We start from the raw sequence: 9783 nt of genomic DNA, 5'->3' as shown, positions 1-9783 counted from the left end.
GACATACCGCGTTCGCCAGCAAGCCGACTCCTACAGTCCCGACTCCAAACTTTTCCCTGAACACCGGAACCATGATGCAACCCGAGCAGTTCTCCTCCGCCGTCCTAGACTGGTATGACCGTCACGGCCGCCACGATCTTCCCTGGCAACACGACATCACGCCCTACCGCGTCTGGGTGTCGGAAATCATGCTGCAACAGACTCAGGTCAGCACCGTCCTGGGCTATTTCGATCGCTTCATGGAAGCCCTGCCCACGGTTCAGGCGCTGGCCGACGCGCCCGAAGACGAAGTGCTGCACCTGTGGACTGGCCTGGGCTATTACACCCGCGCCCGCAACCTGCAGAAAGCCGCGAAGATCGTCCTCGCCGAACACGGCGGTGAATTTCCTCGCGATGTAGAAAAGCTCACCGAATTGCCCGGCATCGGCCAATCCACGGCCGGCGCGATCGCCAGTATCAGCATGGGCCTGCGCGCGCCGATCCTCGACGGCAACGTCAAACGCGTTCTCGCGCGCTTTACCGCTCAAGAGGGCTATCCGGGTGAGCCCAAGGTCGCCAAGCAGATGTGGATCACCGCAGAGCGCTTCACACCGCACGCCCGGGTCAATCACTACACCCAAGCGATGATGGACCTGGGCGCCACGCTCTGCACCCGCAGCAGGCCCAGCTGCCTGTTGTGCCCGCTGGAACGCGGCTGCGAAGCGCACATGCTCGGCCAGGAAACCCGTTACCCGATTCCGAAGCCACGCAAGACCGTGCCGCAAAAACGCACACTGATGCCGATCTTTGCCAACCATGAAGGCGAGATTCTGCTTTATCGTCGTCCCTCGACCGGCCTGTGGGGAGGCTTGTGGAGCCTGCCGGAACTGGACGAGTTCGACGACATGCAACACTTGGCTGATCAGCACGCGCTGGAGATGGGCAAGCATCAGGCTCTGCCGGGGCTGATCCACACCTTCAGCCACTTTCAGCTGACCATCGAACCATGGCTGGTCCAGGTCCAGGAGTCCGCCCATCACGTGGCCGAGGACGACTGGCTCTGGTATAACCTCGCCACCCCGCCGCGCCTGGGCCTCGCCGCCCCGGTCAAGAAGCTGCTGAAGAACGCAGCCGACGTATTGAATGCAGGAGAGTCGTCATGACCCGCACCGTAATGTGCCGCAAGTACAAAGAAGAACTGCCAGGCCTGGAGCGCCCGCCGTATCCAGGTGCAAAGGGCGAGGACATCTACAACCACGTCTCGCAGAAAGCCTGGGCCGACTGGCAGAAACACCAGACCCTGCTGATTAACGAGCGCCGTCTGAACATGATGAACGCCGAAGACCGCAAGTTTCTGCAGGCCGAGATGGACAAGTACCTCTCGGGCGAAGAATACGCCAAGGCCGAAGGCTACGTTCCCCCGTCCGAATAACCCTTTGCAGACAGTGTTAATCGTAAGCGGAGGAAATAATTCAAATTTTTTTCGACAACACGCTTGACGACCTCCTGAAAAACACGTCTAATGCGCCCCGTTGCCCAGATAGCTCAGTCGGTAGAGCAGGGGATTGAAAATCCCCGTGTCGGCGGTTCGATTCCGTCTCTGGGCACCACTAATACCGAGAAACCCCTGCATCGAAAGATTCAGGGGTTTTTTATTGGGCGCGATTTATCAGGGCAATCTTTGCCCGGCTACCCTTGGTAAATTCCGATAGCTGCGATTCAATAGCCCTCCGCAAAATCACCCTCGCCTGCAAAAGGACCGACGCGCATGGCCTCCCCAGACAAACAGCAAAAACGTGCCCAGCGCGCCAAAGCCAAGGCCAAGCAGAACCGTTCGGGCAAAGGCAAGCCGAACGCGGTGCATCCGGTGCTGAATCACGCGTTCGTCAATGAGCCGTTTGACGACGTCGCGATTGACCTGAGCACCTTCGATTTCAAGGACATCATGGAGAACGGCTTCGAGCCCGCCGATTACGACGACCTGTTCCAGGCGATGAAAGCCGCTGAAGCGATCAGCCTGCTGGCCATGTGTGTGGTCTTCCTGCAATACCCGGTGCTGGAACTGGTGATTGCCGAGGAAGAAGAAGACCCGGCCACGGACTTCCTGATGGCCTTGCTCATCACCTATCGCGGCATCTTCCACGACGAAGAAGAAGAGGTCACCGTTGAGTGGCTCGGCAGTGACACGTTCCAGGATGCCTACAACGAAGCGTCTGACATCCTGCAACGCAAAAGCGCCCGCGATGCAGGTCGCCGGTAAGACAGCCGTTTTTAATTTGCATGACAACCGTCAAGACGGTAGCTTTGCGCCATCACGAGAATGCAACTCCTTCTCAATAAAGGCTGGCCGTTTTGACACATCTTTCTACTCCTTCGTCCGCAACAGCAGCGGATGAAGCGAGCGCTTACTCCAAACCCCGAATTGTTCTGCACTGGTTATCTGCCGCCGTCATCCTTTGGGCTACATTCAGCGGCTTTGGCGTGGCGCTGCTGGAGGCAAATGACCCTTTCCGTCAGTGGGTCGAGTCCATCAACCCACAGCTCACCACCCTCTTCATCCCGTTCTTCGCCTGGCGCCTATGGCTGGCCGTTACGACTCGGGCTCAGCGCGCGCGCAGCAACACGCACGAACGGTTCGCCAGCGTGGCGCACAAGGCGATATACGCGGCTGTTTCAGGTGTTTTGATTACCGGTGTGCTGATGATGAGTCACCCAGTCATGCTTCTGGCGCTTGTGCCTCTGCCACAGCTTGTTCATTCGAAAGTCGCGCTGCTGGAATTGCACGAATTGCATCACGTCCTCTGCGCGATTTTGGCGGGATTGGTGGCGCTGCATCTGGCGGCGGTGGTGATGCATCAGGTGCGGGGGGAGTCGGTGCTGGGGAGGATGCGCTAGCATCATTGCTTATCCTCAGAAGCAAAAAAACGGCCACCATCACTCCTGATGGCAGCCGCCCTTTCTCACCGGCGAAGCCGACTCAATCACCCATCAATTGAGCACGACCTTCCCTGCTTTCACTGCTTTGCGTCGGCTCGACACGATCAAGCCGGCAGCCACAACCAGAATGCTCAGCAGCCCTGTGGCGATGATTTCCATGCGGTGGCCTTCCTGGAACAGCATGATGGTCAGCACGGCGATGATAAACACGATCACTGCCCAGGTCAGGCCCGGGAACAGCCACATGCGGAAGTCGATCGATTGGCCTTCGGCTTCACGCTTGCGGCGCATGCGCAGTTGCGAGACGGCGATTACCAGGTACACCAGCAGGGCAATGGCGCCGGAGCTGGCGAGCAGGAAGTCGAACACTGCAGCGGGTGCGACGTAGTTGGCGAACACCGCAGCGAATGCAGCAGCGGTCGACAGCAACACGGCCCAGTACGGGGTGCCGGCCTTGCTGGTGCGTTGCGAAACGGCCGGGGCATCGCCGCGTTTGCCGAGGGAGAAGAGCATGCGCGAAGCGGTGTACAGCGCCGAGTTGAGGCAGCTGGTCACGGCGACCAGGACCACCAGATCGACGATCAACTTGGCGTTGGGAATGCCCATCAGGTCGAGCACAGTCTGGTATGAGCCGACCTCAGCCAGACGACTGTCATTCCAGGGCACCAGCGCTACGACCAGGAAGATCGACAGCAAATAGAACAGACAGATCCGCCAGATCACCGAGTTGGTGGCCTTGGTAATTTGCTGGCCTGGGTTCTTCGATTCCGCCGCTGCGATGGTGACGATCTCGGTCCCCATGAACGAGAACATGGTGGTCAGCATCGCTGCCAGTACCGCGCCCATGCCATTGGGCAGGAAACCCTGCGTGTCGTACACGTGGCTGATACCGCTGACCTGGCTGCTCGGCAGCAGGCCGAACACGGCGGCGATGCCGAGAATGACGAAACCGATGATTGCCAGGACTTTGATCAACGCGAACCAGAACTCGAATTCACCGTAGTTTTTCACGCTGAACAGGTTGGTAGCGGTCAATAGCAAGGTGATGACCAAAGTAAAGGCCCAGATCGCGATATTCGGGAACCATGCGTGGAGAATCGTTGCGGCAGCGTTGGCTTCGAGGGGAATCACCAACACCCAGAACCACCAGTACAGCCAGCCAATTGTAAACCCGGCCCAATGGCCGATTGCGCGATCAGCATAAGTCGAGAAGGAGCCGGTGTCCGGTGAAGCAACCGCCATCTCCGCCAACATGCGCATCACAAGAATCACTAAGGTACCGGCCGCCGCATAGGCCAGCAGAACCGCTGGGCCCGCCTCGGCGATGGCATGGCCAGAACCGACGAAAAGGCCCGCGCCGATCACACCAGCAATGGAAAGCATGGTGATGTGCCGCGATTTAAGCCCCTGATCGAGGTTTGAAGAGTTTGGGGTACTGCTCATGTAAAGCAACCTTTGAGGATTTTTATACGGATCAGGACAGGTCAGGATCTTTTCGTAAAAAGATCGCAACGGCCCTGTTATTTATTTTTTACGCAAAAACTACGCCAAAATGTTTCAAAAGCGACGTCGTGCGTGGATATGCCCGTTGCAGAAGCGCTCGGTAAGTGCTTGAGAAAAATGGCATTTCGCCATTTCTGTAGGAAATGTTACCGAGCGCAACAGGATAGAGACGTTTGGTCGCACCGAAAATACACACATGCGACCGATTAGCACCAAATAGGGGCACTTAAACGACCTTTGATCGATTTCCTGGCCGAAATACCCTTCCCCACGGCGTTTAAAGCTGGCAACATCGCGCCCTTTTTTGCGCAGGCCGGCTTGATCGTCGGGCGCCGTGAGTACACCGAAACACATATGAGGACCCCACATGGCTGAGGCCACGCCCGCCCTGGAAATCCGCAATTTGCACAAACGCTACGGTCAGTTGGAGGTGCTCAAGGGCATCTCGCTGAGCGCACGGGATGGCGATGTAATTTCGATTTTGGGCTCTTCCGGCTCCGGCAAGTCCACGCTGCTGCGCTGCATCAACCTGCTGGAAAACCCGCATCAGGGTCAGATCCTGGTGGCTGGCGAAGAACTCAGGCTCAAGGCGACCCGCAAGGGTGAACTGATTGCCGCTGACAATCGTCAGATCAATCGCCTACGCAGCGAAATCGGTTTCGTCTTTCAGAACTTCAATCTGTGGCCGCACATGAGCGTGCTCGACAACATCATCGAGGCGCCGCGCCGCGTGTTGGGTCAGAGCAAGGCCGAGGCGATCGAAGTGGCAGAAGCGTTGCTGGCCAAGGTTGGCATTGCCGATAAACGCCACGTGTATCCGGCGCAGCTGTCCGGCGGTCAGCAACAGCGAGCAGCCATTGCCCGCACGTTGGCAATGCAGCCCAAGGTCATTCTGTTCGACGAGCCGACTTCCGCGCTGGATCCGGAGATGGTGCAGGAAGTGCTTAACGTGATTCGTGGTCTGGCCGAAGAAGGTCGGACCATGTTGATGGTGACCCACGAAATGAATTTCGCCCGGCAGGTATCCAGTGAAGTGGTTTTCTTGCATCAAGGGTTGGTAGAAGAACAAGGATCGCCGCAACAGGTCTTCGATGACCCGCAATCGGCGCGCTGCAAACAATTCATGTCCAGCAATCGCTAACGGAGCAACATCGATGCAGACCCTGAAAAAAATTCTGTTGGCCGCGGCCGCCACTCTGGCCATGGCTACCAGTGCCTTCGCTGACGAAACCCTTAAGATGGGCATCGAGGGTGCTTACCCGCCGTTCAACAACAAGGACGCCAGCGGACAGGTCGTGGGTTTCGACGTCGAAATCGGCAACGCGCTATGCGCCAAGATGAAAGTCACCTGCGAAGTGGTCACCTCGGATTGGGACGGCATCATCCCTGCCCTCAACGCGCAGAAATTCGACTTCATCATCTCGTCGATGTCGATCACCGACGAACGTAAACAGGCCGTGGATTTCACCAACCCGTATTACTCGAACAAGCTGCAGTTCATCGCGCCGAAATCGACCAATCTGACGGGCGATACCGCAGCGATCAAAGAAACCCTGAAAGGCAAGACCATCGGCGCCCAGCGTGCGACCCTGTCCGGCACCTGGCTGGAAGACAACTGGGGCGATGACGTCACCGTCAAACTTTACGACTCTCAGGAAAACGCCTTTTTGGATCTCACGTCCGGCCGCCTCGATGCAGTGCTCGGCGATAAATACGCCAGCTACGAATGGCTGAAAAGCGACGCCGGCAAGAACTTCGAATTCAAGGGCGAGCCGATGTTCGGCGATGACAAGATCGGCATTGCCGTGCGCAAGGATGATCCATTGCGCGAGAGGCTGAACACCGCGCTCAAGGAAATCATCGAAGACGGCACCTACAAGAAGATCAACGACAAGTACTTTCCGTTCAGCATCCTCTGACCGGCAATGCCGCTTGCCCGAGCGAGCGGCGTTTATCCTCTATACAAGCAAGCCATGAACCTCGACCTCCAAGGATTCGGCCCGGCCCTCGCTGCCGGCATGCTGATGACGATCCAACTCGCGCTGTCGGCGCTGTGCCTCGGTCTCGTCCTGGGCCTGCTCGGCGCGCTTGCCAAGACCTCACCCAACCGCGCCCTGAAATGGCTTGGCGGCACCTATTCGACGCTGGTGCGCGGCATTCCTGAATTGCTCTGGGTGTTGTTGATCTACTTTGGCACCGTCAGTTCGATGCGCGCCATCGGGCATTTTTTCGGCATCCCCAACCTGTCGCTCAGCGCCTTTGCGGCGGGCGTGATCGCGCTGGGTCTGTGCTTCGGCGCGTATGCCACGGAAGTGTTTCGCGGCGCCATGTTGTCGATTCCCAAGGGACACCGCGAAGCAGGCCTGGCGCTGGGCATGTCACGCGCGCGGATTTTCATCAAATTGGTAATGCCGCAAATGTGGCGCATCGCGCTACCGGGCCTGGGCAACCTGTTCATGATCCTGATGAAAGACACCGCGCTGGTATCGGTGATCGGCCTCGAGGAAGTGATGCGTCACGCGCAGATCGCCGTCACGACCACTAAACAGCCATTCACTTTCTATATGGTCGCTGCATTCATGTACCTGGGCATGACCGCGCTGTCGATGATTGGCCTGGCGTGGCTTGAGCGGCGCGCATCGGTCGGGTTCGTGAGGAGTACGTCGTGAGCTGGGAGTTCGTCCTCAAATGGCTGCCAAAACTGCTGCAGGGCGCGACTCTGACGCTGGAGCTGGTGACCATCGCCGTGGTCGCAGGCTTGATACTGGCAATCCCCATGGGCATCGCTCGCGCTTCACGTAATAGCTACGTGCGCGCCCTGCCCTATGCCTACATTTTCTTCTTCCGCGGCACGCCGCTGCTGGTGCAACTGTTTCTGGTCTATTACGGGCTGGCACAGTTCGACGCCGTAACCCAAAGCGCGCTATGGCCTTACCTGCGCGAGCCGTTCTTTTGTGCCGCGCTGACCATGACCCTGCACACGACCGCTTACATCGCGGAGATCCTGCGTGGTGCGATTCAGGCCGTGCCGGTGGGCGAAGTCGAAGCCGCCCGCGCATTGGGCATGTCCAGGGGCAAAGCGCTGCTCTACATCATCCTGCCCCGCGCCGCCCGCATCGGGCTGCCCGCCTACAGCAACGAGGTCATCCTGATGCTCAAGGCAAGCGCCCTGGCGAGTACCGTGACTCTGCTCGACATCACCGGCATGGCCCGCACCATCAACGCCCGCACCTATATGCCGGAGCAGACCTTCTTCATTGCGGGGATCCTCTATCTGGTGATGTCCTTCGTGCTGGTTCAGGGCTTCAAACTGCTGGAGCGATATTTGCGGGTGGATGCGAGTCAGGGACGCTAGACACAATCTGTTGCCGGATCCCATGCCCTTGTGGGAGCGAATTCATTCGCGATGCGCGCGTACATCCAACACATCCCTGTCGGATGCCAACCGCATCGCGAATGAATTCGCTCCAACAGGATTAATTACCTACCCTCAGCTACCTCCTACCCTCAATACCCCGTAAGCTTTTCCCACGCCCAGCACTGCTCTTTCCGACCATGCCCCTGCACGCCGCCGACCTCCACTCCCGCTTCCTCGCGCTCGACGCCTTCCTGCTCGCGCACCAATGCCTGTGGCGACCAAAACCCTTTACTCATGGCCAACTGTCGTGGGAATCACAACACCCGGAGCTATCCACATGGCTGCGCCAGCGCTCGCTGGAAGAGGCTGAAGCAGCCCACAACCATCCCGAACAACTCGACGCCCCTGCGCCGTTCGCTGATATCGCCACACAGTCGAAGGCGCTGAGCGAAATCGACCCCCTGCCGACCCACGCCCTCAACGCCATCTCATCGCGCATGAGCGTCGACGTACCCGGTCGCAAATGGCAACAAATCGAAGCCTTCGCCGGTAGCCTGAGTTTTCAAAACACACCAACACACTGGCTGGACTGGTGTTCCGGCAAAGGCCACCTTGGCAGACGCCTGGCCCATGACGGCCAAGCCGTGACCTGCCTCGAATACGATGCGCAACTGGTGGAAGCCGGTCATCAGCTCAGTGCCAAACTGGGCATTCAGGCGACGCACCTGCACCAAGACGTCATGGGCGACGCTGCCGCATGCCGGCTGGAATCGCATCACACCCCCGTCGCCCTGCATGCGTGCGGCGATCTTCACGTACGCCTCATGCAACTGGCCAGCGACGCTCACTGCGCCCACATGGCTATCGCCCCGTGCTGCTACAACCGCATCGCCAGCGATCACTATCAAGCGCTGTCGGCTGAAGGCCAGGCATCGACCCTCAAACTGTCCCTCGACGATCTCGGCCTGCCGCTGAGCGAAACCGTCACCGCAGGCGCCCGCGTTCGTCGCCAACGCGACACCTCCATGGCCCGCCGCCTGGCGTTTGACCTGCTGCAACGGCGGTTGCGCGGAATCGACGAATACCTGCCCACTCCCTCGTTGCCCGGCGCCTGGCTCGATAAACCCTTCGCCGACTACTGCCGCGACCTCGCCGAACTCAAACAACTGCTCGCGCCAGCCGACCAGAACTGGCACGCGCTCGAAGCCGCCGGCTGGCGACGTCTGGCCGAAGTCCGCAACTTGGAACTCGTCCGCAACCTCTTCCGCCGCCCTCTCGAACTCTGGCTCATTCTCGATCGCGCGCTGTATCTGCAACAGCGCCATTACAGCGTGCGGATCGGCACGTTTTGTGACAGCCGCCTCACACCGAGAAATCTACTCATCCTCGCCGAACGAAAATAAGCCAACCTGAAGCGCTGCCCTGTGGATAACTCTGTTGACGAAAATCCCGCGAACGCATGAAAAACCTGCCTTGCGCTAGACTTATCAAACTGATCATTTTTTATACAGCTGTTAAATTTTCGAAAAAACAGTAGCTTGCGAACGAATGAGAACAGTTCCACAAAATCGCCCCGCACTCACCCTTATCTGCACGGCTTGTGAATAAACGCAATCGCGATCCGGCATAAGCCCCGTAAAAAAACTGAAATTAGGGCTTTACTCGACAGATCAAATCCCTATAATCAGCGCCCACAACGCCGGTATAGCTCAGTTGGTAGAGCAACTGACTTGTAATCAGTAGGTCCCGGGTTCGACTCCTGGTGCCGGCACCATACAAGGTTCCAGAGAAGGCTTTCAAAATCTCTAGAACCCCCGAAAAACCCGCCTTCTGGCGGGTTTTTTCGTTTTGGCGTTCCATCGGTTTCCGTCAGAAACTGGTGGATTCCAACCGTTTTAAGGGTAGAGTTTGGGATACAGGTCACTTCGATAAAAGGGAGTACCCTTATGTCGCGCACCACAGCTCCGCTCTCCGACGCAGCTTGCCGCTTGGCAAAACCTACAGAC

Annotated in this window: 10 protein-coding genes and 2 tRNA genes; 11 read left to right on the top strand and 1 reads right to left on the bottom strand. The window is 58.2% G+C overall.

The features are described from left to right. The first annotated feature begins 74 nt into the window (after positions 1-74). The 5 genes from mutY to ACRER8_RS04320 all read left to right on the top strand — a co-directional run bounded on the left by mutY (position 75) and on the right by ACRER8_RS04320 (position 2874). Positions 75-1142, top strand: coding sequence for an A/G-specific adenine glycosylase (gene mutY, locus ACRER8_RS04340; RefSeq protein ID WP_431745122.1), 1068 nt, complete (start codon positions 75-77; stop codon positions 1140-1142). Next, on the top strand, positions 1139-1411 hold the full coding sequence (locus ACRER8_RS04335; protein ID WP_081563613.1) for an oxidative damage protection protein: 273 nt from the start codon (positions 1139-1141) through the stop codon (positions 1409-1411). Before mutY ends, ACRER8_RS04335 begins: the two co-directional genes overlap by 4 nt. Before the next feature lie 102 nt (positions 1412-1513). Beyond that, a tRNA-Phe gene (locus tag ACRER8_RS04330) sits at positions 1514-1589 on the top strand. 158 nt (positions 1590-1747) lie between these two features. Further along, on the top strand, positions 1748-2239 hold the full coding sequence (locus ACRER8_RS04325; RefSeq protein ID WP_431745121.1) for a hypothetical protein: 492 nt from the start codon (positions 1748-1750) through the stop codon (positions 2237-2239). A 92-nt stretch (positions 2240-2331) separates the two neighbouring features. After that, positions 2332-2874, top strand: a complete 543-nt coding sequence (locus tag ACRER8_RS04320; RefSeq protein WP_431745120.1) for a cytochrome b — start codon at positions 2332-2334, stop codon at positions 2872-2874. A 93-nt stretch (positions 2875-2967) separates the two neighbouring features. Here ACRER8_RS04320 and gabP read toward each other — a convergent pair whose 3' ends face one another. Continuing rightward, positions 2968-4359 carry a GABA permease gene (gene gabP, locus ACRER8_RS04315; RefSeq protein ID WP_431745119.1) on the bottom strand — a complete coding sequence of 464 codons (1392 nt, stop codon included), beginning with the start codon at positions 4357-4359 and terminating at the stop codon, positions 2968-2970. Between the two features lie 427 nt (positions 4360-4786). Here gabP and ACRER8_RS04310 point away from each other — a divergent pair, with 427 nt between their 5' ends. From ACRER8_RS04310 to ACRER8_RS04285, 6 genes are all read left to right on the top strand, one after another. Continuing rightward, the gene (locus ACRER8_RS04310; protein ID WP_431745118.1) at positions 4787-5560 is read left to right on the top strand and encodes an ABC transporter ATP-binding protein; all 774 of its coding nucleotides are present in this window, start codon (positions 4787-4789) and stop codon (positions 5558-5560) included. Between the two features lie 13 nt (positions 5561-5573). Beyond that, entirely contained in the window at positions 5574-6338 is a 765-nt protein-coding gene (locus ACRER8_RS04305) for an ABC transporter substrate-binding protein (RefSeq protein ID WP_431745117.1), read from the top strand. Between the two features lie 54 nt (positions 6339-6392). Next, the gene (locus ACRER8_RS04300; protein WP_431745116.1) at positions 6393-7088 is read left to right on the top strand and encodes an ABC transporter permease; all 696 of its coding nucleotides are present in this window, start codon (positions 6393-6395) and stop codon (positions 7086-7088) included. Further along, positions 7085-7774, top strand: coding sequence for an ABC transporter permease (locus ACRER8_RS04295; RefSeq protein WP_431745115.1), 690 nt, complete (start codon positions 7085-7087; stop codon positions 7772-7774). Before ACRER8_RS04300 ends, ACRER8_RS04295 begins: the two co-directional genes overlap by 4 nt. A 200-nt stretch (positions 7775-7974) precedes the next feature. Next, on the top strand, positions 7975-9180 hold the full coding sequence (locus ACRER8_RS04290) for a methyltransferase (RefSeq protein ID WP_431745114.1): 1206 nt from the start codon (positions 7975-7977) through the stop codon (positions 9178-9180). A 295-nt stretch (positions 9181-9475) separates the two neighbouring features. After that, positions 9476-9551, top strand: a tRNA-Thr gene (locus ACRER8_RS04285). The last annotated feature ends 232 nt before the right edge of the window (positions 9552-9783 follow it).

Origin of the sequence: Pseudomonas sp. (assembly GCF_050739935.1) — a bacterium.
Lineage (GTDB): Bacteria > Pseudomonadota > Gammaproteobacteria > Pseudomonadales > Pseudomonadaceae > Aquipseudomonas.
Note: the sequence above shows the minus strand (reverse complement) of the source record. Positions and strands in the feature narration are given on the sequence as shown.

Excerpts from the sequence above, each read along its gene's own strand:
- ACRER8_RS04305 (WP_431745117.1), top strand. The coding sequence starts at position 5,574 with ATGCAGACCCTGAAAAAAATTCTGTTGGCCGCGGCCGCCACTCTGGCC.
- ACRER8_RS04335 (WP_081563613.1), top strand. The coding sequence starts at position 1,139 with ATGACCCGCACCGTAATGTGCCGCAAGTACAAAGAAGAACTGCCAGGC.
- mutY (WP_431745122.1), top strand. The coding sequence starts at position 75 with ATGCAACCCGAGCAGTTCTCCTCCGCCGTCCTAGACTGGTATGACCGT.
- ACRER8_RS04310 (WP_431745118.1), top strand. The coding sequence starts at position 4,787 with ATGGCTGAGGCCACGCCCGCCCTGGAAATCCGCAATTTGCACAAACGC.
- gabP (WP_431745119.1), bottom strand. The coding sequence starts at position 4,359 with ATGAGCAGTACCCCAAACTCTTCAAACCTCGATCAGGGGCTTAAATCG.
- ACRER8_RS04300 (WP_431745116.1), top strand. The coding sequence starts at position 6,393 with ATGAACCTCGACCTCCAAGGATTCGGCCCGGCCCTCGCTGCCGGCATG.
- ACRER8_RS04290 (WP_431745114.1), top strand. The coding sequence starts at position 7,975 with ATGCCCCTGCACGCCGCCGACCTCCACTCCCGCTTCCTCGCGCTCGAC.
- ACRER8_RS04325 (WP_431745121.1), top strand. The coding sequence starts at position 1,748 with ATGGCCTCCCCAGACAAACAGCAAAAACGTGCCCAGCGCGCCAAAGCC.